Origin of the sequence: Polaromonas vacuolata (assembly GCF_012584515.1) — a bacterium.
Lineage (GTDB): Bacteria > Pseudomonadota > Gammaproteobacteria > Burkholderiales > Burkholderiaceae_C > Polaromonas > Polaromonas vacuolata.
Window position 1 is genome coordinate 1,013,382 of sequence record NZ_CP051461.1, and the last position, 22,741, is coordinate 1,036,122.

A 22,741-nucleotide genomic window follows, 5' to 3' on the forward strand; every position below is an offset into this window, starting at 1 on the left:
TGATTTTTGCCCACAGGAGATTTCCGTATGTCATCAGAATTCTTGAAAACCTACCGCAGCCATGTCGCTGAGCGCTTGAGCCAAGGCATCCCGCCGCTGCCGCTGTCGGCGCCGCAAACCAGTGCTGTGATCGAATTACTCAAAAGCCCACCCCAAGGCGAAGAAGCCTTTTTGGTCGATCTGATCACGCACCGCGTACCCGCCGGTGTGGATAATGCCGCCAAGGTCAAGGCTAGCTATCTGGCTGCTGTGGCCCATGGCAGCGAAAAGTGCGAATTAATCTCGCGCGTCAAAGCCACTGAACTGCTGGGCACCATGCTGGGCGGCTACAACATCAGCCCAATGATTGCGTTGCTTGATGACGCTGATGCGGCGGTTGCCACACAAGCTGCCAGCGGCTTGAAGACCACACTGCTGATGTTTGACCAGTTTCATGACGTCAAGGAAAAAGCCGACAAGGGCAACAACTACGCCAAGGCCGTGCTGCAAAGCTGGGCCGATGCCGAGTGGTTTACCAGCCGTCCCGAAGTGGCTAAGTCGATCACCTTGAGCATTTTTAAAGTTGCCGGTGAGATCAATACCGATGACCTCTCGCCAGCGCCTGATGCTTGGAGTCGCCCCGACATTCCGCTGCACGCACTGGCTATGCACAAAAACACCCGTGCTGGCGTCACGCCAGAAGAAGACGGTAAGCGCGGCCCGGTTAAATTTATCGAAGCGCTCAAGGCCAAGGGCCATCTGGTTGCCTATGTTGGCGATGTGGTGGGAACCGGTTCTTCACGCAAGTCAGCCACTAATTCTGTGCTGTGGTGGACGGGCGCAGACATTCCGTTTGTGCCAAATAAACGCTTTGGCGGTGTCTGCTTGGGCACGAAAATCGCGCCTATTTTCTACAACACCATGGAAGACTCAGGCGCGCTACCCATTGAGTTGGACGTCAGTGAAATGGCCATGGGCGACGTGATTGAGCTGCGTCCTTACGAAGGCGTGGCCTTGAAAGACGGCAAGGTAATCGCCGAATTCAAACTCAAAAGCGAAGTATTGTTTGACGAAGTACGCGCTGGTGGCCGTATACCTTTAATCGTTGGCCGTGGTCTGACGGCTAAGGCGCGTGCCGCACTTGGTCTGCCGGTTTCCACCCTGTTCCGCTTGCCGCAAAATCCGGTGGATAACGGCAAGGGTTTCACACTGGCACAGAAAATGGTTGGTCGTTCAGTCGGTTTGCCAGAAGGTCAGGGCGTTCGTCCCGGTACGTATTGCGAGCCAAAAATGACCTCGGTCGGCTCACAAGACACCACTGGCCCAATGACACGCGACGAACTCAAAGACTTAGCTTGCTTGGGTTTTAGCTCGGACTTGGTGATGCAGTCCTTCTGCCACACCGCAGCTTATCCTAAGCCGGTCGATGTCAAGATGCACCACGAGTTGCCAGACTTCATCAACACCCGTGGCGGCATTTCGCTGCGCCCGGGTGACGGCATTATTCACAGCTGGCTAAACCGCATGCTGCTGCCTGACACGGTGGGTACCGGCGGTGACAGTCATACGCGTTTTCCTATCGGCATTAGCTTTCCAGCAGGCTCCGGCCTAGTCGCCTTTGGCGCAGCCACTGGCGTGATGCCGCTGGACATGCCGGAATCGGTGCTGGTGCGCTTTAAAGGCGAAATGCAGCCCGGCATCACCTTGCGTGACTTGGTAAGCGCGATTCCGCTTTACGCCATCAAAGCCGGTTTGTTGACGGTTGCCAAACAAGGCAAGGTGAATATTTTCTCGGGCCGAATTCTTGAGATAGAAGGCTTGCCAAACCTCAAGGTTGAGCAAGCATTTGAGCTCAGCGATTCGTCGGCAGAGCGCTCGGCGGGCGGCTGCACGGTACACCTGAATAAAGAACCCATCATCGAGTACATCACCAGCAACATCACCATGCTCAAGTGGATGATTGCCACGGGTTATGACGATGTGCGCACTATCCAGCGCCGTATTGATGCGATGCAGGCATGGCTGGCGGACCCACAATTGCTCAAGGGCGATGCGGATGCAGAGTACGCCGCTGTGATCGAGATCGATTTGGCTGAAATTCATGAGCCTATCGTGGCGTGCCCGAATGATCCGGATGATGTGAAAACCCTGTCCGACGTGGCTGGCAACGTGATTGACGAGGTCTTTATCGGTAGCTGCATGACCAATATCGGCCACTTCCGTGCTGCTTCCAAGCTGCTCGAAGGCAAGCGCGATATTCCGGTCAAGCTGTGGGTTGCACCACCGACAAAGATGGATGCTAAGCAGTTGAGCGAAGAAGGTCACTACGGCGTTCTGGGTTCGGCTGGCGCACGCATGGAAATGCCCGGTTGCAGTCTGTGCATGGGCAACCAAGCGCAGGTCAAGGAAGGCGCCACAGTGTTTTCGACCTCGACGCGTAACTTTCCTAATCGCTTGGGTAAAAACTCAAATGTTTATTTGGGTTCGGCTGAATTGGCGGCGATTTGCTCCAAGCTCGGGCGCATTCCTACCCGTGCGGAATACATGGCGGATATGACGGTGCTCACGGCCGCTAGCGCCGAGATTTATCAATACCTCAACTTCGACAAGGTCAAGGATTACACCGACATCACTGAGGCGGTGAAAGCGCCTGCAACGGCTTAATTCAGAGCTTGTTAAAAGTCTAAAAAGCGGCCTTAATGGCCGCTTTTTTTTGTGTTCGCCCGCCACCCATTGTGGTTAAAAACCCCTAGGTATTCAGACGTCATTTGCGTTAGCGTTAGAATATAAATGCAATTAATTCGTATTTGTATTTAGAATCGCCTGGCCAGGCTTGTTTTTATAAATCCTCGTGTGAACATAAAACTGTTAATCAAAGGTCAATGATGAAATTTCCCCTTCCGTCTTTAGCTACAGCCATCGCAATGGGCACCGCCATGCTGGCCGCGCCCATGATGGCAAATGCACAATCTTCCGACGGCATAGTGGTCTACAACGCCCAGCATGCAAGTCTGAATAAGGATTGGGTTGCGGGCTTTACTAAAGAGACCGGCATCAAGGTCACCATCCGCAACGGTGGTGACACCGAGTTGGGCAATCAGATTGTTCAAGAGGGCAAGAACTCTCCGGCTGATGTATTTTTGACTGAAAATTCGCCTGCTATAGCGCTGGTCGATTCGGCTGGCCTGCTTGCACCGTTAGACGCAGCTACGCTGGCCTTGGTGCCGGCCAACTTTCGCCCGGATCATGGCCGTTGGATAGGCATTGCCGCCCGCAGCACGGTGTTTGTCTACAACCGTACCAAGATGACAAAAGAGCAGTTGCCTAAGTCAATGCTTGATCTGGCCAATCCAAGCTGGAAAGGCCGTTGGGCTGCATCGCCAACAGGCGCTGATTTCCAAGCTATTGTTGGTGCGCTGCTTGAACTCAAGGGTGAGCCGGCGACGCTAGCTTGGCTCAAGTCTATGAAGCAAAACGTCACCGCTTACAAGGGTAACGGTTCAGTGCTCAAAGCTGTCAATGCTGGCCAGATTGAAGGCGGTTTGATTTACCACTACTACTTGATCTCTGACCAAGCGCGTACTGGCGAGAACAGCAACAACACTGAAACACACTACTTTCGCAACCAAGACCCAGGTGCATTCCTGAGTATTTCTGGCGGCGGAGTGCTCGCTACTAGCAAGCACCCAAGCGAGGCTCAGGCCTTTGTTCGTTGGGTTGCTGGCAAGGGTGGTCAGGCCATACTGCGTAACGGTGACTCTTATGAGTACACCGTGGGCAAAGGTCAAGCAGCCAACGCTAAACTAGTGCAAATTTCCGAGTTGCAAGCGCCACAGGTCGATCCTTCCAAGCTCAACAGCAAGAAAGTTTCCGAACTGATGATCCAGGCCGGATTACTCTAAAAATATCACCGATGATCGTTTTGATCAGACTGACTTGAACGCCTTACATCCAGCAGATACATCAAGCGCCAGCTTAAGAGCAACCGCCTTGTTGAGACCGTCAACGCCTGGCTTGAAACGCCAGCGTCGTTGGGAAATTTCGTGGATGGGGGCGCTCGCCGGTCTGGTGTCCTTGCTGGCTTTGCTCCCCCTAGGCTTTGTTGCTTGGGCCACACTGCAAACCGGCTGGGATACCGCTTACGCCTTAATAGTGCGGCCGCGGGTAGGCCAGTTGCTGATCAATACTGCTTTATTAATGTTTATCACCGTGCCCTTGTGCGCGGTTTTGTCGTTGGCGCTGGCTTGGTTGACAGAGCGCAGCGACATCCCCGGCGCCCGTACTTGGGCTTGGCTGGCAGTAGCGCCGCTGGCAGTGCCGGCCTTTGTGCACAGCTATGCGTGGATCACGGTCGCACCCGGCATTCACGGTTTGTTTGCTGGCGTGCTGATTTCCGTCATAGCGTATTTTCCGTTTGTTTATTTACCCCTCGCGGCTAGTTTGCGTCGGCTTGACCCCGGTATGGAAGACAGTGCTGCTTCCCTAGGCTTAGGACCATGGGCGGTGTTTTTCCGGGTCGTCGTGCCCCAACTCAGGCTGGCATTGTGCGGTGGCTCTTTGTTAGTTGGCCTACACCTGCTGGCCGAGTACGGTCTGTATGTGATGATCCGGTTTGATACTTTCACCACGGCAATCGTGGACCAATTCCAGTCCAGTTATAACGGCCCGGCAGCTAATATGCTGTCCGGCGTTTTGGTGATTTGCTGTTTTGCACTTTTAGCTGTTGAGTCACGCGCACGCGGCAATGCGCGCTATGCACGGATTGGCACCGGCGCACCGCGCACCGCGACTAAGCGTCGCCTTGGTCGATGGACCTTGCCGTGTATTTTGTTGCCGGTGCTAACGACCGTGTTGGCGCTTGGCGTGCCTATGGTGACTTTGACGCGTTGGTTAATCGCTGGCGGTGTTGATGTCTGGCTTGTCGGTGAAATCGGTCCAGCTATTTTTCAGACCCTTGCGCTAGCAGGTATGGGTGCATTGATCACCACGCTAGCTGCTATCCCTATGGCTTGGCTGGCCATTCGAGCGCCTAGTCGTTTTCAACGGGTACTGGAAGCTTGCAACTATCTGGTTGGCTCTCTGCCCGGTGTTGTGGTAGCGCTGGCCTTGGTGACCATTACTGTTCGCGTAGCCATGCCAATTTATCAAACCGCGGTAACTGTTTTACTGGCTTATTTACTGATGTTTTTGCCGCGTGCCTTAATCAGTCTGCGCGCCGGTATTGCCCAAGCACCTGTGGAGTTGGAATATGCAGCGCGCAGCTTGGGGCGCACACCGGCTCAGGCCTTATGGTCTGTCACCATGCGCTTAGCCGCGCCTAGCGCCGCGGCTGGTGCAGCACTGGTCGCGCTCGGTATTACTAATGAATTAACCGCCACCTTGCTGCTCGCGCCTAATGGCACGCGCACACTGGCTACAGCTTTTTGGGCCTACAGCAGCGAGATTGATTACGCTGCTGCCGCGCCCTATGCCCTGATCATGGTGCTGCTGTCGCTGCCCATGACTTGGCTGCTTTATACGCAATCGAAACGGACTTCTGGACGATGACTTCTCTTGAGCTTCATGCAGTACGAAAAAGTTATGCTGCGGTTGAGGTGTTGTGCGGGGTTGACCTGAGCATCACTGCTGGCAGCCGCACCGCAATTGTTGGCCCTTCTGGTTCGGGTAAAACCACCTTGCTACGCATCATTGCTGGTTTTGAAACACCCGACAGCGGTCGTGTGACACTAGGCGGCGATGTGCTGGCCAATGACACTGATTCTGTACCGGCGCACCAGCGAGCGATTGGGTTTGTTCCGCAAGACGGCGCGCTATTTCCGCATTTAAGCGTAGAGGGGAATATTGGCTTCGGTCTGCCGCGAAATACGCCGCATCGCACGCAGCGTCTGCATGAACTGATGGACATGGTGTCGCTCAACGTGTCTATGTTGAGTCGCCGGCCGCATGAACTTTCAGGTGGCCAACAGCAGCGTGTTGCGTTGGCACGTGCACTGGCTCAACGTCCGCGCCTGATGCTGCTTGACGAGCCGTTTTCGGCGCTAGATACCGGTTTGCGCGTGAGCACTCGCAAAGCCGTCGCCAAACTGTTGGGCGACGCCGGCATCACCACGATTTTGGTCACGCACGACCAAAGCGAAGCACTGTCATTTGCCGACCAAGTCGCCGTCATGCGCGCGGGTCGTTTGGTGCAAGCGGGCAGACCGATAGATTTGTACACCCGTCCGACTGATGAGGCAACGGCCAGCTTTTTAGGTGAAAGCATTGTTTTACCTGCTAACTTAACTGAGGGTTGGGCCGACTGCGCGCTGGGCCGCGTAGCGGTAAATGACAGCGGCCGTAGCGGCTTGGCCAACATCATGCTGCGGCCAGAACAATTGCAACTGATGGAAGTGCCGCTGAGCGAGGCCGCGAACACGGCGAGCCCGCTACCCGATGCGTCGGCCTGCTATGGTGCGGTGCTCGATGCCGACTACGGTGGTGCGATCTGCGTGCTGTCGGTGCGGCTGCTGCGCGGCGGATCTTCGTTGGCTTCGGTATTGAATCAGCCGCAATGGAATAGTCCTCTGCAAGTACACAGCCCATCCATGAACGTACCGCCAGTCGGCGCCATGGTGCGCATTACTGTGGCTGGTCAAGCCCATGTTTTTCCTGGTTAAAGTGCTGCTTATCTAGGGTATAAACTGAGCCAAACGTATCAGGTTCTCTGCGAGAATCACGTTTTGCATTTTACCGTGGGGTGCTTTTTCTAGGCCGTGTCCAAAGCACGGCTATCGAATAGACCTCGCGGGCAGCAAAAAAAGCATCACCTGCGTAAAGTCGTCATTTCCTAAAATCACAAGTCACTATTCTGGAGAAGTTTTATGGATCGTCGCTCCCTCATTAGAAACGCTGGCATCGCTGGCGTACTCGCAGCTGGCATGGCGCCAGCAGTTCATGCACAAGCCACTGTTCGTTGGCGCATGGCGTCGAGTTTCCCTAAGTCTCTTGACACACTATATGGCGGCGCAGAGTTGTTCTCGCGTGCAGTTAAGGCCATGTCTGGCGGTAAGTTCGAGATCTCCGTGCATGCTGGCGGCGAACTTATGCCGGCCTTTGGCGTTGTCGACGGTGTGCAAGCCGGCACGGTTGAGATGGCGCAAACCGCCCCTTATTACTTCTACGGTAAAAATCCTGCTTTTGCGCTGGGCTGCGCCGTACCGTTTGGTCTGAATGCGCGCCAGATGGCGGCATGGATGAAGCACGGTAATGGCCGCAAACTCATGAATGAGTTTTACGCAAAGTACAACATCGTCAGCTATGCGGCTGGTAATACTGGCACCCAAATGGGCGGCTGGTTCCGTAAAGAAATTAAGGGCGTAGCCGACTTCAAGGGCTTGAAGATGCGCTTGGGCGGCGGCTTGGTCGGCGAAGTGATGCAAAAACTCGGCGCAGTGCCGCAAAGCATTCCCGGCGGCGAGTTGTATCAAGCACTGGAAAAAGGCACTATCGATGCGGCTGAGTGGGTCGGTCCCTACGATGACCAAAAGCTTGGCTTTAATAAGGTCGCGCCGTTCTACTACTACCCTGGTTGGTGGGAAGGTGGTCCAGAAATTGATTACTTCATCAATCAAAAAGCGCTGGACTCTTTATCGCCAGAAAATAAAGCCATCGTTGAAGCCGCCGCCGAGCTCTCCGCGTCAGACATGTTGGCTAAGTACGATGCGCTCAACCCGATTGCTTTGAAGCAATTGGTTGCCGCTAAGACAAAAGTGCTGCCGTTCTCGCAGCAGGTACTCGATGCTTCCTTTAAAGCCTCTATGGAAGTTTTTGCTGAGAACGACAGCAAGAGCCCAGAGTGGAAAAAGATTTACGCTGACATGCGTAACTTCCAGCGCGATCAAGTGTTGTGGTTCCGCTTCGCTGAAAACCGTTTTGATAACTTCATGGCAACGCAAAAACTCTAATTGCGCGCAAGCGTATTTGACCTTCCGGCTTAACGCTGAATAGTTCTCTCAATAAAAAAGCCGCTTTGTTTACAAGCGGCTTTTTTTTTGCGTGTTGACTGCTTTACGGCTGACGACTTTCTCGTTTCATGGCGTTTTGCAAAGCCTTCATTGGATCGTCGTCAGTTTGCGGCGCTGCGGCTTCCGGTTGTGGATCGCCTGGCATCACTAAGATTGGTGCTTCATCGCCAATGCGCGGCGGCATATTCGCTTCCATCTGACGACGCACTTTGTCCAGGTCATAGACCTCGACCTTGTCAATGTTGCTAGAGACTATTCCTGGGAACGCGATGATGGTGCCAACCATGATGATTTGAATAAACACAAACGGCACTGCGCCCCAGTAAATTTGCATAGTCGTGACCGGAGCAATGCGTTTTTTGGTCACCCTGTCGGTGTACTCTTCTGTGGGCGCTACGCTGCGTAAGAAAAACAGCGCAAAGCCAAACGGTGGGTGCATAAAAGAGGTCTGCATATTCACCGCCAGCAGCACACCAAACCAGATCAGGTCAATGTCAAGTGCCACCGCTACGGGTGCGAGCAGCGGCACGACGATGAAGGATAGCTCGAAAAAATCAAGAAAAAATGCCAAAAAGAAAATCAGCACGTTGACAACAATTAGAAATCCGACTTGTCCACCCGGTAGTCCGGTCAGCAAATGCTCTACCCACTTCTGGCCATCTACGCCCTGAAATACCAAGCTAAAAATAGTTGAGCCGATCAGGATAAAAAGCACAAAGCATGACAGTTTGGTGGTGCTCGTGAGTGCCTGTTTGAGCAGTGCAATATCAAGTCTGCGGCGACTCATAGCCAAAATAATTGCGCCCAGCGCGCCCATCGCACCACCTTCGGTAGGTGTCGCTACGCCCAGAAAAATTGTGCCCAGCACCAGAAAAATTAGCAGCAGCGGTGGGATCAGTACAAAGGTTACGCGCTCGGCGATGCGAGACAGCAAACCCATTCCCGTGACTTTGTTGATCAGCGCCACTACAAACGCCAAGGTTATGCCAGCGCAAAGCGACACCACAATGGTCTCGTCCTTCGCCGCAGGAACGACGGGCGTGTTGTTTAACCAACTCAAGAACTGCGCGTAATGCTCACCAAAATAAATCGCGACAGTGGACGCGGCTATGGTCAGAAATAGCAGCGAAATCAAACCGCTCTTACCACTAGGCTCGCGTGCGCTACGCGCTTCAAGCGGCAGCGCCGGTACCCATGCAGGTTTGAAAATCGCCAAACCGACGATGTAGATTACGTACAGTCCCGTCAGAGCAAAGCCGGGAATGAAAGCGCCTTTGTACATCTCACCAACGCTGCGCCCCAACTGGTCGGCCAAGATGATGAGAACCAGTGACGGTGGAATGATTTGCGCCAGTGTGCCCGAGGCGGCAATCACACCCGCTGCGACCCGTCTGTCATAGCCGTAACGCAGCATGATGGGTAGCGATATTAAACCCATAGATATCACCGATGCGGCAACCACACCGGTAGTGGCCGCAAGCAGTGCGCCCACCATCACCACCGCCAGCGCTAGGCCGCCACGCACCGGGCCAAACAACTGGCCTATGGTTTCGAGTAAATCTTCGGCCATGCCGCTGCGCTCAAGTATCAGTCCCATGAGCGTGAAAAAGGGAATTGCCAGCAGCGTCTCGTTCTGCATGATGCCCAGAATGCGCAGCGGTAAGGCTTGCAGCAAAGCTTGCGGCAGTATGCCCATCTCGACGCCAATAAAGCCAAAAAATAGGCCGCAGGCACCCAGACTAAAGGCCACTGGAAAGCCCATTAGTAAAAATAAAATCAACCCCATAAACATAAAGGGGGCGAAGTTTTCAATCAAAAAGCTCATCACAAATGCCTCGCTTAGCTTGCGCTATTGTTGTTTTTAGCTTTGTTCTCAGCGAGCGTGCGTATCGCTTTGGCGAGATCTTCTTCGGCGGTTTTATCTACCTTTTTCAAAGTGGGGTCTGGGATTAATCCCATCAAGAATGCAATCCGCTTGATTAACTCTGACCAGCCTTGCAGCAGTAGCAGCGTAAAACCCAGCGGCATCATGGCGTAGACCGGCCAGCGAATCAGTCCGCCGGCATTATTGGACATTTCACCGGAGTGATAGCCGCGCAGGAAAAACGGAATGCTGTGATAAAGAATAACTAGGCATATGGGCGTTAGAAACAGACTAAAGCCGATGATGTCCAACCAAATTTGTTTCCGCTTGGATAGGCGGCTGGTGATGACGTCTATTCGTACATGTTCGTTTTGCAGCAGGGTGTAGCCGGCGGCGATCATGAAGGAGGCGGCAAACAAATACCACTGCACTTCTAAGTAAGCGTTGGAGCTGATGTTGAAGGCTTTGCGGACAATCGCGTTGACCCCGCTGATGACGGCCGATGCGAGGATTAGCCAGATCACGTGTTTGCCGATCTGCGTGTTTAGCCAGTCGACGGCGTTTGAGAATTTCAGTAACGCGCGCATTGATTTTGTCTCCGGGGTGTAGAGCTGATTAGCGCAGCTGGTTGGCGGCACTAGGTCTTGAGTTTCAGGTCGTAAAGTTTAACCTGAACTGTAGTCAAAAGCCGTCACCCCGACGGCGCTAGCGCTGACCAAAGCGCTAACCGTTTATGTGCTCAATTTAGCGCTAAGCCGCGTGCCAATTCGGTGATGTTGTAGCGCATCATGCGCAAGTAGTCAGGTGCTGGACCGCTTGGTGCTGATAGTGCATCTACATACAGCACGGGTCCGACTTTTACGCCGGCATCTTTGCTGAGTTGCGTGAGTAGCTTGGTATTACTCATGTTTTCCAAGAACACTGCGCGGATTTTTTCACGTTGAATTTGGCGAATCAGCTGCGCGACTTGCTTGGCGCTGGGCTCAGTACCAGTAGACATGCCTTGCGGTGCTAAAAAACGAATTTTGTAGTGCGCTGCAAAATAACCAAATGCATCGTGCGATGTGATGACTTTGCGTTTGTCCGAGGCTATTGCGGTGAATTGCTGTTGGCCCCAAGCATCTAGACTTTGGAGTTCCGCCACATAAGCAGCACTGTTTTTTTGATAAACAATCGCCCCAGCTGGATCGATCTTGGCCAAAGCTTTGGCAATATTGTTGACATAAAGAATAACGTTTTGCGGGTCTTGCCATGCATGCGGATCTTTTCCTGCGTGGTCTTCATGTCCCGCATGATCAGCTTTTTCCTTTGAGGCGTGATTCGGTTCCACGTTGGCCGGCTCGGCCGCCATGCTGCGCCACTTCACGCCTTGGGATGCTACGACGCTCTGACCTTTGTATCCTGCGGCCACCGAGAGTTTGCCAAGCCAGGGCTCAAAGTCCAGGCCGTTACTCACCAGCAGTTTGGCCGCCAGCAGCGTTTTGGCATCGCTGGGCTTGGGCTCAAAAACGTGAGCGTCCTCGTCTGGGCCGACTAGGTTGTGAACGCTCACGCGATCGCCTCCGACTACTCGCACCAAGTCGCCCAAAATACTAAAACTGGCCACTACTGGTAATTTTTCCTGCGCCATGCTGCTGGCGCTGGCCAGGCACAGCGCCAGTGCTAGCCAAGTTTGGCGTGAAGGTGAAAGCGGATTTTTCATGAGGTTTCCTTTTTTGCAATGCGTGAATTAGGTTTTAGGCCAGTCGATGTGAGCGCTTGAACACTCGCGGCAACCAGCCACCCGGCGCTAGCAGTAAGGAGACTATGTAAAGCGCGCCGGCACAGCCAATAATCGTTGGACCCGACGGCGTGTCTAAGTGGTATGACAGCAGTAGCCCTAGATAACCGGCCAACATGGCTTGACACGCCGCGTTAAGCAGCTGCGCTAATAAGCCGTCATGCCAAAGTCTGGCCGATACAGCTGGCAACATCATTAGACCGACAGCCATTAGCGTGCCCAAGGTTTGAAAACCAGCCACCAGATTAATCACTACCAGCATTAAAAAGCCCTGTTGCCAAACCCATTTGTAGGCTCTGCCGCGACCAGCGACGCTTAAAAAAACGGGATCAAAACTCTCCAGCACTAAGCCTCGGTAGGCTGCTGCCAGCGCCAATACACTGATGCTGGTCACACTCGCCACTAGCAGTAGGCCGCCTCGGTCGACGCCGAGTGCGCTGCCAAACAAAATGTGTAGCAAGTCGAGTTGACTGCCGTGGCTGGAAATTAGCATCACGCCCAGCGCTAAGGCGAGTAAATAAATCGCGGCCATGCTGGCGTCTTCTTTAAGCGTGGTGTATCGACTAATGAAACCGGCCAGCGCCGCCACTAGCATGCCGGCAATTACGCCGCCTAGCGCCATCGCGGTGAGTGAGAGACCAAACACCATAAAACCAATGGCTACGCCAGGCAAAATGGCGTGACTCAATGCGTCGCCCAGCAAGCTCATACGGCGCAGGCTTAAAAATACGCCCAATGGTGCAGCGCTTAGAGATAGCGCTAGCGTGGCGACTAGCGCTCGGCGCATAAAGGCGAACTCGGCAAATGGTGCCAATAGCAGAGCCCATAATCCGTGGCCTGCGGCGCTAAAAGCGTCGATAACAGCCATCATGCGGTTTCCTTGTGCGTGTGCGGTGCGGCATGTGAATGCGCTAACTGGTGTGCGCTGGGCTGAACGTTCAGGTAACTGCTTTGCAGCGTTTTAGACGGTGTGCTTGGTTCAATGGTGCAAACTTCTGCGGTTTCGTCCCACACCTGCGACATGGCGCGAGCCTTGTTTAGGTTGACCAGGTCTAAGGCTTGCGCTGTCGGGCCCCAAGCCACGACTTCGCGCGCCAACATCAAGGTTTGCGGAAAAAATTCTAGTGCTTGTGCGTTGTCATGTAAGACGCAAATAACTGTGCGCCCTTGTTGATGCCATAAGCTAACTAGGCCGAGTAACGCCGCCGTGGTCTTGCTGTCCATGGCGTTAAATGGCTCGTCCAGCAGGATTAAGTCGGCGTCTTGCAGCAGCAACCGCGCAAACAGCACGCGTTGTAGCTGGCCTGTTGACAGGGAGCTGATGGGTCTGTCCTCAAAGCCTTCTAAACCAACGGCGCAAAGTGCCTCATCAATCGCTTGCTGCTGGGCCTGAGCGACCCGGCCCCAAGCGCCTTGATGCGGCCAGCAGCCGAGTGCGACGCAGTCGCCCACATCCATGGGGAAACCCTTGTCCATCTCGGCCAATTGAGGCAAATAGGCAATGCGCAGTCGGGGTGTGCTGACCTCAATGTGTCCGCTGTCCACCGGCAGTAAACCAATGATGCTTTTGAGTAAGGTTGACTTTCCGGAGCCGTTTGGCCCCATGACTGCCGTCAGCGAGCCGGCTGCGAATTCACCGCTTACATGGTGAAGAGCCGGGTGACGACGGTAGCTAACCGTTAGGTTTTCTAGTCTTACCACGGCGCGGCCTCTAAACCAGTCCAAAGCACCGCTAGCCAAAGCAGTAGCAAGGCTGGTAGCACCGCCAACATGCGTTGCCAAGCCGGCCAATTGAGTACGCTGTTGCGCCTTGCCTTGGTTTTTTTGACCGCATGACTATGGCCGTGTTGTGCGTCGGCGTCTGCGTGAATAGGGGTGGATTTGTAGTTCACAGTAAATACTTAAAGAGTGGTCATAATGCAACCAGATTGCGATATATTCTAATGCAACTCAATTGCGTTTATTAAATAAAAATCATGGATTCATCAAAAGTCAGCCCTGCCACCCTCGCGGACCCGATAGACACATTGCTGTCGGCCCACGGTTTGCGCCGCACGGCTGCCGCACGCTTGGTGCTGGGCTTGTTGCTCGCCCATCCGGACACCAGTTACACCCATGCACAGTTGTTGGCTACTTTGCAAGATGATGCGCATCCGGCGCTAGATCGTGTCACTTTATACCGTTTGATTGACCGTCTGACTCAGGTCGGTCTGCTGTTATGCCGGGTCGATGTAGAACGCGTACGCCGCTACCAAGCGATGCCATCCAGCGTTTATGCGATTCCCCACTTTGAGTGCCAGAGCTGCCACCGTGACAGCCCGCTGTCCGGCGCTTTGGAATCTAGCGCAGATGACTTAGAACGCGCTGCACAAACTGCACTGGAGACATTAAAGGCGCTAGGCTATCAAGGGCTGAGCGTGGACTTTGCTGTGCGCGGCGTGTGCGTCGATTGCGCCAGCGGCGCTCCGGGGCATGCATGATTAGCACGCGTGCGCTAACTTACCGGTATCAATCCGGTCCAGAACTTTTTTTTGCGGATACAGAGGTAGCGCAGGGCGGCGTATTGCTGCTACGCGGCGCTTCGGGTTCTGGGAAATCGACTTGGTTGGCGCTTGCCGCCGGCTTGCTAACGCCTAGCAGCGGTCAGATTACGGTTGCTGACCAAGCCATGCAGACGCTGAGCCGACTCGCAAGCGATGCTTGGCGCGCCAAAACTATTGGATTTTTGCCGCAAAAACTGCATTTAAGTGCTGCTTTAACGGTGCATGAAAACCTTGCTATGGCGCAATGGGCGGCTGGCCAGTCGCAAAACGAAGACGCTTTGCGTCATGCCTTGACGGCGCTAGGTGTGGACCATCTTGCGCAGCGCAAGCCCGCTCAGCTATCCGGTGGTCAAGCCCAGCGCGTGGCGTTGGCGCGTGCCGTGTTGCTAGCGCCCAAAGTGTTGCTCGCCGATGAGCCCACTGCCAGCTTAGACGACGAGTCCGCTAGCGCTGCTTTGAGCTTGCTGCGACAGACCGCCGAGCGCGCTAGTGCCACCTTAGTGATTGCCACCCATGACAGCCGTGTCGCTTCTTTTTTTAGTGGCCATGTTAATTTGCAAACGCTTTTTTGCACCACACAACCCGCATGAAAACTATCGCTTTTGCCTGGCGCTACCTGTGGTCCCGCCCGCTGGCCGCGGCGCTCAACCTTTTGCTGCTCACGCTGGGGCTGGCGTCAATTACTTTTTTGTTGCTGCTCAGCCATCAGCTGAGCAATGCTTTTCAGCGCGACCTAGCGGGCATAGATGTGGTGGTTGGCGCCAAGGGCAGCCCTATGCAACTGATCTTGTCGGGCGTGTTGCACTTAGATGTGCCGACTGGCAACGTAGCGTTGTCAGCCATCAAGGCCTTAGAGAGTCATCCCCTAGTCGCCAAAGTCATTCCGATTAGTTTGGGTGATAGCTTTCGCGGCTACCGCATTGTTGGCACGTCACCTGAATACTTGCGTCATTACGCTGTGAAGCTGGCACAAGGCAGTGTCTGGAGCCAGCCTATGCAGGCCGTCATTGGCGCGCAGGTCGCGAGCAAGACTGGGCTCAAAGTGGGGGATAGTTTTGTTGGAACCCATGGTTTGTCTGGTGGTGGCGAAGAGCACAAGCTCAGTCCTTACCGCGTAGTCGGTGTGTTGGCCGCCAGCGGCTTGGTGTTAGACCGATTGGTGATGACCGCCACTGAGTCGGTCTGGCAGGTGCATGAAACCAATACTGCGCTAGACGACGAAGACAAAAAAATCATGCGTGCCGAGCGCGAAATCACGCTGGCGCTGATTCAATACAAAACACCGCTAGCGGCGGTTACTTTTCCACGCTACATCAACACCAGCACCGAAATGCAGGCCGCGTCGCCCGCTTATGAAATTACGCGCTTGCTAAGCATGGTCGGGATTGGTACAGATGTGCTGCGTGCGCTAGCCGGCGTGCTACTTCTGAGTGCCGGGCTGAGCGTTTTTATTGCGCTCTGGGGCGCGGTTCGCGAACGCCGAGCTGACTTGGCTTTGCTGCGCATGTTGGGCGCGCCGCCGCGAAAAATTGCTGGCTTGCTGCTTTGCGAAGCTCTGTGGTTAGCCCTACTAGCCAGTGTGTTGGGTTTGCTGGTCGGCCAAGGATTGACGGCGCTGATAGGCTGGCTGCTACAGCTTGAGCAATCGGTGCTGATTGGTGATTTGGTGTGGCCACCCGAGCTGTTTGCCGTGCCTGCGCTGGCCTTGTTGGTGGGCTTGATTTCTGCACTGCTGCCGGCTTGGGAAGCGTACCGGGTCTCTGTTTTTGAACTTCTGCAATCACGTTAATTTAAGTCTGGATTCTCAAATGTTAAGCACTCGATTTGTTATTTCTGCCCTGTTGCTACTTGCCGCCAGTTTGGGTGTTAACGCGCAGGCACTGGATAAGCACACGCTACAAGACATAGAGCGTCACCGCGCTATGTCGCAAGCGCATGAAGCGGCGGCAAAATGTTTGGAGTCTGGCAAGAAAGATGATTTCTGTGAAAAGCAATTGCAACTGTCTTGCAAGGGCTTGGGTATAGGTAAATTTTGCGGTATGAAGCACCTCGATTGAGGCTTAAAAAAGTCCTCAATTAAAGTTCACAATCAAATGTTTTCAGCCAAGGGCGAAAGGCCAACGGCAATAAACTTCATTGGATAAATCATGACTGCTTCTTCTTTTTTAGTTCAGTGGCTACTAAGACTTAGCCTTTGCAGCACCTTACTGTTGGCCGCTTTTTTTGCCAGCGCTCAGGGTGCGCCTGTGTCGGGTGCAAAGTCAGGTTTGGGCAATGCCCCATCGCTTGATTTTCCGGTCGGTCAAGGACCAGGCGTACATGGTGCGAATAGCTTGTTTCCCAACTTGCAAGCGCGCGATGATGTCGTGCCTTGGTCGGTGCTAACGGATGTAAAAACCCACAAACAAAAAAATCGTATCTTGCCGATTTTTACCCTCAATCAGCTCGCGCTTAATCAGAAAACCCAGCGCATACAGGGCTACATGATGCCGCTCGATCCAGGCGAAAAACAAAAGCATTTTCTGCTTTCTTCTGTTCCCTTGACCTGTCCTTTTTGTGCTCCTGGCGGCCCCGAAAGCATGGTTGAAGTCAAGACCAGCACGCCGGTCAAATACAGCATGGAGCCGTTAGTCGTTGAAGGGCGATTTTTGGTTCTCAACGACGACGCCATGGGCTTGTACTACCGCATGCTTGACGCTAATAGTGTCAAGTGATTTGTATTTCTGCCATCCATGTGTTTGCGTTAGGCGCCATTCTTAGCGCGCAAAGTAATGTTTGCAAGACTAGTTTTCGCTGAGATTTTTGTACTCTCACCGCAGGCTATGCAAACGCTAGGGATTTTGGACCATAGCTGACTTATATTCACAATTAGGCCATCATCACACTGGCTTGATCTGTAGAGTCTCGTTTTTACGTTGAAAGCCTATTTTGGTTTTAAAGAGACCAGAAATTGCGCTATCTACCTTGTAAATAAGGACTTAGTCGATGGTAAATCGATTGCATGTCTGACTCTTTTAACGGTAGACAAAAGCGTTAAACTCATTTTTCAAAAATTGATAAATGCGATTTCAACCCAAAGATAAACCGAGAATAAAAAAGATGCTGTTTAGTAAGCTGCTACCGAAAGATGGTAATTTTTTTGAGCTGTTCAATCAGCACGCCGACCGGATTGTCGAAGCCGCCCAAGCATTCTCCAAGATGGTTGAAAACTACGACGATGTCGTAAAACGCCGCCAGTACAACAAAGAAGTTGACGCTGCCGAGCATGCCGCCGACCGCATCACGCATGAAGTCAACCGCGCCCTGCACAAAACCTTCATCACCCCCATAGACCGAGAGCACATCCATAAGCTGATAAACACAATGGATGATGTGGCCGACCTAATACAAGATTCGGCAGAGACTATGGCTCTCTACGATGTTCGGCATATGACAGAGGACATAGTGCGTCTGACCGATTTGAGTGTGAAATGCTGCGAGCGCTTGCGTGGAGCCGTCTCTATGCTGGCCAAAATTAGGCAAGCCGATGTTGCTGAAGCGGCGCTACAAACTTGCGAAGAAATTGACAAACTAGAGTCCGATGCCGACCGTGTGATGCGCTCTGCAATGAGTCGGTTGTTTCGGGATGAACCGGATGTGCGAGAACTTATCAAGCTCAAGGCAGTCTACGAATTACTCGAAACCATTACCGATAAATGTGAGGACGTAGCTAATTTGATTGAGGGCATAGTCCTCGAGAATTCCTGAGCCGGTCTTTATGCAAAGCGTACAGACAACACTTTGGGTAGTGGCCCTGCTAGTTGCCATGGCGATTATTTTTGATTTCATGAACGGCTTTCACGACGCCGCCAACTCGATTGCTACCGTCGTCTCTACCGGCGTTCTCAAACCCGGACAAGCCGTGTTATTTGCGGCATTTTTTAACCTCAGCGCCATTTTTATATTTCATCTGAGCGTGGCTGCCACCATCGGCAAGGGCATAGTTCAGCCAGACATTGTGGATACCCATGTCGTGTTCGGAGCCTTGGTCGGTGCGATTACTTGGAATTTGCTCACTTGGCTGTACGGCATTCCGAGCAGTTCTTCACACGCCTTAATTGGCGGCATTGTCGGTGCGGCCATGGCTAAGTCGGGCGCTGGCGCATTGATAGCCAGCGGCGTTGGCAAAACGGTGGCGTTTATCTTTTTGTCTCCCTTGTTGGGATTTTTGTTGGGCTCTTTGATGCTGGTGTCGGTGTCTTGGATTTGCCGACGCGCCACGCCCTCTAAGGTGGATAGCTGGTTTCGCCGTCTGCAGCTGGTTTCAGCCGGTGCTTATAGCTTGGGCCACGGCGGCAATGACGCACAAAAAACCATTGGCATTATTTGGCTGCTACTAATTGCTACAGGCTACGCATCGACTAGTGACAGCATGCCGCCGACCTGGGTCATAGTGAGCTGTTATCTAGCGATTTCGGCCGGCACCTTGTTTGGCGGTTGGCGCATCGTCAAGACCATGGGTCAAAAAATCACCAAGCTTAAGCCGGTTGACGGTTTTTGTGCTGAAACAGGCGGTGCTTTCACGCTATTTTTAGCGACGATTTTAGGCATTCCGGTGTCGACCACGCACACCATCACCGGCGCTATCGTGGGTGTAGGTTCGACTCGTCGAATGTCAGCGGTTCGCTGGGGTACGGCGGCAACCATTGTGTGGGCTTGGATCATCACCATACCGGCTGCGGCTATGGTGGCAGCGCTGGCTTACTGGGTCAGCATGTCTATTTTTTAGACCGGTAAAACCGGACTTAAAAGTAGCTGGTGTTATTGGCTGATTTTTCGCGCTTCTTGAACCTGATGCTCAAAATAGCGTTGAAAGCTAAACGCGATGCTAGACATCAGCGTGACCGCGCCAAACAGGAGTGAGAAAACAATTGCAAATATAGTCAGCCAGTTGGTGTTGCCCACTTGCGTTCCGGGGCTAGACGCATTGTGTTTAGCATTCCACTTTTCGGTGTCCATCAAGCCGTAGTAAATTGCCGTCAGACTAGTGGCAGCCAGCGTGAAACCAAGCAATGGAATAAGTAGCCAAGACAGCACATCGTCTTGACCGTACTCGCGCACACGTTCAACACCCCACCAACCAAGCCCTGCAAAAATAGGGTGAGCCCATGCCCACATATCAAAAAATCCATACAGATAGAGGCGATGCAAACCGAGTTGCCCGCCCAAAAAGGCAAGCCATGCTGCAAGGGTTTTGTTTTTTGTACGGGGTGTAGGCGTGATCGATGTTTGCATGCTTTGATTATGTAGCGTGGGCGTTGCGCAAAAAAAAGCAAACCCGCCGCATGCGGTGTTGGCGCGGGTTACAATCGCAGGCTTTGCAGCATTTCGCTGGCCGGGTGGCCATGTCGTGTGTCTCAATCGCTGCAACATACTTTAAACAGTTGGGATGGAAATTTCTTCATCCCACCACCCGAAGGAAATATTATGGTCGTCATCCGACTTGCACGCGGCGGTTCTAAGCACCGTCCATTTTTTAACATCGTTGTGGCCGACAAACGCGTTCGCCGCGATGGTCGCTTCATCGAGCGTATTGGGTTTTACAACCCAATCGCTAAAGGTGGCGAAGAAGGCCTGCGTATTGCGCAAGACCGTCTGACTCACTGGGTTGGTGTTGGTGCTCAGGCATCCCCAACTGTGACCCGTCTGATTAAGCAGGGCGCTGCTGCCGCTGCTAAAGCCGCAGTCTAAAGCGTGGTGTTCCTATGCTGACCGTCCTCGAGTCGACTGGCTTGCCAGCTGACGCCATTGAAGTCGGTCGCATATTGGACGCCTGGGGTGTTAAGGGTTGGCTAAAAGTTTTACCCCATAGCACCCAGCCAGAGGCCTTGCTAACTGCTAAAACGTGGTTTTTGCAAGCGCCCGACGCAAAATTTCGCCCTGGTTTCTCGGCCTTTAAAGGCACGGTCCGTGTGAGCGTTGATGAATCCAAAACCCACTCAGATTCCGTGGTCTCCAAGCTCGCTAGCATGGATGACCGCAATGACGCAGAAGCTCTGCGTGGCTGCCGCATATTTTTGCCGCGCAGCAGTTTTCCCGCCGCCACAACTGATGAGTACTATTGGGTCGATTTAATCGGCCTGAATGTCGTTAACCGTGAGGGCATTGTCCTTGGTTGCGTTCGTGATTTGATGACTACTGGCCCGCACTCTGTGCTGTGCGTCGAATCTCAAATGACTCAGGAAGATGGTCAAGAAGTTGCCACCGAGCGCATGATCCCGTTTGTCGCCGCTTACGTTGACACGGTTGATCTCCCGGGCAAACTCATCACTGTCGACTGGCAGCCCGATTACTAAAACCCAGCCTCTCGGTTAGGGCTTTATGCCTGTTTTTTATAAGCCTGTTAAAGGCGCTGGCTTTGTGATGTTTGCGGCCCTTAATCCTGCACGCGAAATCTCTGCACAATCTTTTTTATATGCGCTTTGACGTCATCACTCTTTTCCCTGAGTTGTTCGCTCCTTTTTTGGTCAGCGGTGTCACTCGGCGTGCTTATGAGTCCGGCTTAGTCGATGTTCGGCTCTGGAATCCGCGCGATTTCGCAGATGGTAATTACCGCCGCGTAGACGATAGGCCCTTCGGTGGCGGCCCCGGCATGGTGATGTTGGCTGAACCCTTGGCGCAATGCCTAGAAAAAATTCAACTCGACAGAGGCGCTGTAAAAGCGCCAGTCGTATTGTTTTCTCCAGTCGGCACTGCGCTTAATCATGCGGGTGTGCAGTCATGGTCTGCAGGCGATGGTGCAGTTTTAATTTGCGGGCGCTATGAGGGCTTAGATCAACGTTTTATAGATCGTTATGTCGACAGCCAAATCAGTTTGGGTGATTTTGTACTCTCGGGCGGCGAGATTGCCGCAATGGCTTTGCTCGATGCGGTCACCAGGCTGCAACCCGGTGTGCTTAACGACCAAGACAGCCACCATTTTGATAGTTTTAATCCGGCTCTCGACGGTCTGCTTGACTGCCCGCATTACACCCGGCCTGAGTCTTGGCGCGGTGAGTCTGTGCCGACCATGTTGATGTCTGGCAACCATGCGCATATTGAACGCTGGCGCCGCGAGCAGCGCTTAGCGCTGACCGTTAAACAACGACCCGAGTTGGTCAGGCAAGCGCGCAGGGCCGGTCAATTGAGTCTGCTTGACGAGACTTTTTTGACTCACTTGCCCAAGAAATCAGAGACTGGAAATGAACCGCTATAATTAGATGCTTTTCGATCCTCTGGCGGCCACTGCGACCTGAGCTTTTGTCCATAAATTTGCAAAGAATTTTGATGAGAGCTTATTCAGGATTTGCAGTCTTTTGCGTAGCGCGTGCATGAACGAGAAAACATTTCTGATGGAAATTTTATGAACCTGATTCAAATCCTTGAGCAAGAAGAAATTGCTCGCCTGAACAAGACAATTCCTGTTTACGCCCCTGGTGACACCGTCATCGTGAGCGTTAACGTGGTTGAGGGCACGCGTAAGCGTCTTCAGGCATTTGAAGGTGTTGTGATTGCCAAGCGCAATCGTGGCCTCAATTCCAGCTTCATCGTGCGTAAGATCTCCAATGGCGAGGGCGTAGAGCGCACTTTCCAGGTCTACAGCCCGTTGATCGCAAAAATTGAAGTCAAACGCCGTGGTGATGTGCGCCGCGCCAAGCTGTACTACTTGCGTAGCCGCAGCGGCAAATCCGCACGTATCAAGGAAAAACTTGGTATCAAAAACAAGATCGTTAAAGTCGCTTAATTGCACTTTGATCTGGTTTAAAAAGGTCGCTTCTTTGGAGGCGGCCTTTTTTTTCGACTCTGCTACGCTAGGTTTTGATTTTTATCTTTGCGCATGACTACTTCCACACCTTTATTCGATCCACGCAACGCTAAGATGCTGGGCATGGACAGTCATTTGCCACATGTCACACCCGATCAGCTCACGCCAGATTCGCTGCGTCTGCGTTTTAGTCAACCGCCGATATGGACACCTGAACACAGCGTCGAGAAAAAGTTTGGCGATCGCAAGCCTGCGTTTGCTGCCGTACTTGTGCCCTTAGTTATGCGCGATGAGTTAATGCTTTTACTCACCCAACGAAGCAGTCAGCTCTCGACGCATTCGGGTCAGATTGCTTTTCCCGGTGGCCGCACCGATGCCGGTGATATCAACGCCGCCGACACGGCGCTGCGTGAAGCCACAGAAGAAGTCGGCTTGCCGCGCGACTATGTGGAAGTACTGGGTAATTTGCCCATTTATCTGACGGGTACAGCCTTTATGGTCACGCCTGTGGTCGCGTTGGTCAGACCCGGTTTTGTGCTCAAGCCCAATCCGGCTGAAGTATCAGATGTGTTTGAAGTGCCCTTGCGCTACCTCATGAACCCCGCTCACCACAGACGCCATGAGATGCAGTTTGGCGATTTGACGCGGCGATGGCTGTCTATGCCGTATATGGATAACGCTAATTTGTTGGGTAGCGAGTTCAAAGAGCGTTTCATATGGGGTGCAACAGCAGGCATGTTGCGCAATCTTTATCGTTTTTTAATCGCTTAACCTGTCCTTGACGCGTCT

General features: G+C 53.1%; 24 protein-coding genes. 17 read left to right on the forward strand and 7 right to left on the reverse strand.

Annotated features, from left to right (window positions below):
- Positions 1-27: 27 nt before the first annotated feature.
- The 5 genes from acnB (at position 28) to HC248_RS04805 (ending at position 7,922) form a co-directional block, all read left to right on the forward strand.
- A complete protein-coding gene (gene acnB / locus HC248_RS04785; protein WP_168921513.1) occupies positions 28-2,643 on the forward strand; it encodes a bifunctional aconitate hydratase 2/2-methylisocitrate dehydratase in 2,616 nt (871 codons plus the stop codon).
- 221 nt (positions 2,644-2,864) lie between these two features.
- Positions 2,865-3,881: an iron ABC transporter substrate-binding protein gene (locus HC248_RS04790; RefSeq protein ID WP_168921514.1), complete on the forward strand. Its 1,017-nt coding sequence runs from the start codon at positions 2,865-2,867 to the stop codon at positions 3,879-3,881.
- Between the two features lie 88 nt (positions 3,882-3,969).
- Positions 3,970-5,526: an ABC transporter permease gene (locus HC248_RS04795; RefSeq protein WP_238342719.1), complete on the forward strand. Its 1,557-nt coding sequence runs from the start codon at positions 3,970-3,972 to the stop codon at positions 5,524-5,526.
- Positions 5,523-6,635, forward strand: a complete 1,113-nt coding sequence (locus HC248_RS04800) for an ABC transporter ATP-binding protein (protein ID WP_168921515.1) — start codon at positions 5,523-5,525, stop codon at positions 6,633-6,635. Before HC248_RS04795 ends, HC248_RS04800 begins: the two co-directional genes overlap by 4 nt.
- 204 nt (positions 6,636-6,839) lie before the next feature.
- The gene (locus HC248_RS04805; RefSeq protein ID WP_168921516.1) at positions 6,840-7,922 is read left to right on the forward strand and encodes a TRAP transporter substrate-binding protein; all 1,083 of its coding nucleotides are present in this window, start codon (positions 6,840-6,842) and stop codon (positions 7,920-7,922) included.
- Positions 7,923-8,025: 103 nt separating this feature from the next.
- Here the strand turns inward: HC248_RS04805 and HC248_RS04810 are convergent, their stop codons facing one another.
- The 6 genes from HC248_RS04810 to HC248_RS04835 form a co-directional block, all read right to left on the reverse strand.
- Positions 8,026-9,807, reverse strand: a complete 1,782-nt coding sequence (locus HC248_RS04810; RefSeq protein ID WP_168921517.1) for a TRAP transporter large permease — start codon at positions 9,805-9,807, stop codon at positions 8,026-8,028.
- A 14-nt stretch (positions 9,808-9,821) separates the two neighbouring features.
- Entirely contained in the window at positions 9,822-10,433 is a 612-nt protein-coding gene (locus HC248_RS04815) for a TRAP transporter small permease subunit (protein ID WP_168921518.1), read from the reverse strand.
- 152 nt (positions 10,434-10,585) lie between these two features.
- Positions 10,586-11,548, reverse strand: a complete 963-nt coding sequence (locus HC248_RS04820; RefSeq protein ID WP_168921519.1) for a metal ABC transporter substrate-binding protein — start codon at positions 11,546-11,548, stop codon at positions 10,586-10,588.
- Between the two features lie 34 nt (positions 11,549-11,582).
- Entirely contained in the window at positions 11,583-12,497 is a 915-nt protein-coding gene (locus tag HC248_RS04825) for a metal ABC transporter permease (protein WP_420371996.1), read from the reverse strand.
- Positions 12,494-13,327 carry a metal ABC transporter ATP-binding protein gene (locus HC248_RS04830; RefSeq protein WP_168921520.1) on the reverse strand — a complete coding sequence of 278 codons (834 nt, stop codon included), beginning with the start codon at positions 13,325-13,327 and terminating at the stop codon, positions 12,494-12,496. The genes HC248_RS04825 and HC248_RS04830 overlap by 4 nt, the downstream gene beginning before the upstream one ends.
- Positions 13,321-13,518, reverse strand: coding sequence for a hypothetical protein (locus HC248_RS04835; RefSeq protein WP_168920679.1), 198 nt, complete (start codon positions 13,516-13,518; stop codon positions 13,321-13,323). The genes HC248_RS04830 and HC248_RS04835 overlap by 7 nt, the downstream gene beginning before the upstream one ends.
- 84 nt (positions 13,519-13,602) lie before the next feature.
- On the opposite strand from HC248_RS04835, the gene HC248_RS04840 reads away from it, so the two are divergent.
- The 7 genes from HC248_RS04840 to HC248_RS04870 all read left to right on the forward strand — a co-directional run bounded on the left by HC248_RS04840 (position 13,603) and on the right by HC248_RS04870 (position 18,937).
- Positions 13,603-14,106 carry a Fur family transcriptional regulator gene (locus HC248_RS04840; RefSeq protein ID WP_168921521.1) on the forward strand — a complete coding sequence of 168 codons (504 nt, stop codon included), beginning with the start codon at positions 13,603-13,605 and terminating at the stop codon, positions 14,104-14,106.
- On the forward strand, positions 14,103-14,759 hold the full coding sequence (locus HC248_RS04845) for an ABC transporter ATP-binding protein (RefSeq protein WP_168921522.1): 657 nt from the start codon (positions 14,103-14,105) through the stop codon (positions 14,757-14,759). The genes HC248_RS04840 and HC248_RS04845 overlap by 4 nt, the downstream gene beginning before the upstream one ends.
- Entirely contained in the window at positions 14,756-15,958 is a 1,203-nt protein-coding gene (locus HC248_RS04850; RefSeq protein WP_168921523.1) for an ABC transporter permease, read from the forward strand. Before HC248_RS04845 ends, HC248_RS04850 begins: the two co-directional genes overlap by 4 nt.
- Positions 15,959-15,977: 19 nt before the next feature.
- Positions 15,978-16,226, forward strand: a complete 249-nt coding sequence (locus HC248_RS04855; protein ID WP_168921524.1) for a hypothetical protein — start codon at positions 15,978-15,980, stop codon at positions 16,224-16,226.
- Positions 16,227-16,316: 90 nt separating this feature from the next.
- Positions 16,317-16,883: a DUF3299 domain-containing protein gene (locus HC248_RS04860; RefSeq protein ID WP_168921525.1), complete on the forward strand. Its 567-nt coding sequence runs from the start codon at positions 16,317-16,319 to the stop codon at positions 16,881-16,883.
- A 385-nt stretch (positions 16,884-17,268) separates the two neighbouring features.
- Positions 17,269-17,916, forward strand: coding sequence for a DUF47 domain-containing protein (locus HC248_RS04865; protein WP_168921526.1), 648 nt, complete (start codon positions 17,269-17,271; stop codon positions 17,914-17,916).
- 10 nt (positions 17,917-17,926) lie between these two features.
- Positions 17,927-18,937: an inorganic phosphate transporter gene (locus HC248_RS04870; protein ID WP_168921527.1), complete on the forward strand. Its 1,011-nt coding sequence runs from the start codon at positions 17,927-17,929 to the stop codon at positions 18,935-18,937.
- Between the two features lie 32 nt (positions 18,938-18,969).
- Here the strand turns inward: HC248_RS04870 and HC248_RS04875 are convergent, their stop codons facing one another.
- Positions 18,970-19,443: a hypothetical protein gene (locus tag HC248_RS04875; RefSeq protein ID WP_168921528.1), complete on the reverse strand. Its 474-nt coding sequence runs from the start codon at positions 19,441-19,443 to the stop codon at positions 18,970-18,972.
- A 192-nt stretch (positions 19,444-19,635) separates the two neighbouring features.
- Here HC248_RS04875 and rpsP point away from each other — a divergent pair, with 192 nt between their 5' ends.
- From rpsP to HC248_RS04900, 5 genes are all read left to right on the forward strand, one after another.
- Positions 19,636-19,899 (forward strand): 30S ribosomal protein S16, encoded by a 264-nt coding sequence (gene rpsP / locus HC248_RS04880; RefSeq protein WP_168921529.1) that lies wholly within the window; start codon positions 19,636-19,638, stop codon positions 19,897-19,899.
- 14 nt (positions 19,900-19,913) lie between these two features.
- Complete coding sequence (rimM, locus tag HC248_RS04885; RefSeq protein ID WP_168921530.1) at positions 19,914-20,504, forward strand: ribosome maturation factor RimM; 591 nt, start codon at positions 19,914-19,916, stop codon at positions 20,502-20,504.
- Positions 20,505-20,623: 119 nt separating this feature from the next.
- Positions 20,624-21,403 carry a tRNA (guanosine(37)-N1)-methyltransferase TrmD gene (gene trmD / locus HC248_RS04890; protein WP_168921531.1) on the forward strand — a complete coding sequence of 260 codons (780 nt, stop codon included), beginning with the start codon at positions 20,624-20,626 and terminating at the stop codon, positions 21,401-21,403.
- Positions 21,404-21,550: 147 nt separating this feature from the next.
- A complete protein-coding gene (rplS, locus tag HC248_RS04895) occupies positions 21,551-21,931 on the forward strand; it encodes a 50S ribosomal protein L19 (RefSeq protein ID WP_168921532.1) in 381 nt (126 codons plus the stop codon).
- A gap of 93 nt (positions 21,932-22,024) precedes the next feature.
- Positions 22,025-22,723 carry a CoA pyrophosphatase gene (locus tag HC248_RS04900; protein WP_168921533.1) on the forward strand — a complete coding sequence of 233 codons (699 nt, stop codon included), beginning with the start codon at positions 22,025-22,027 and terminating at the stop codon, positions 22,721-22,723.
- Positions 22,724-22,741: the final 18 nt, after the last annotated feature.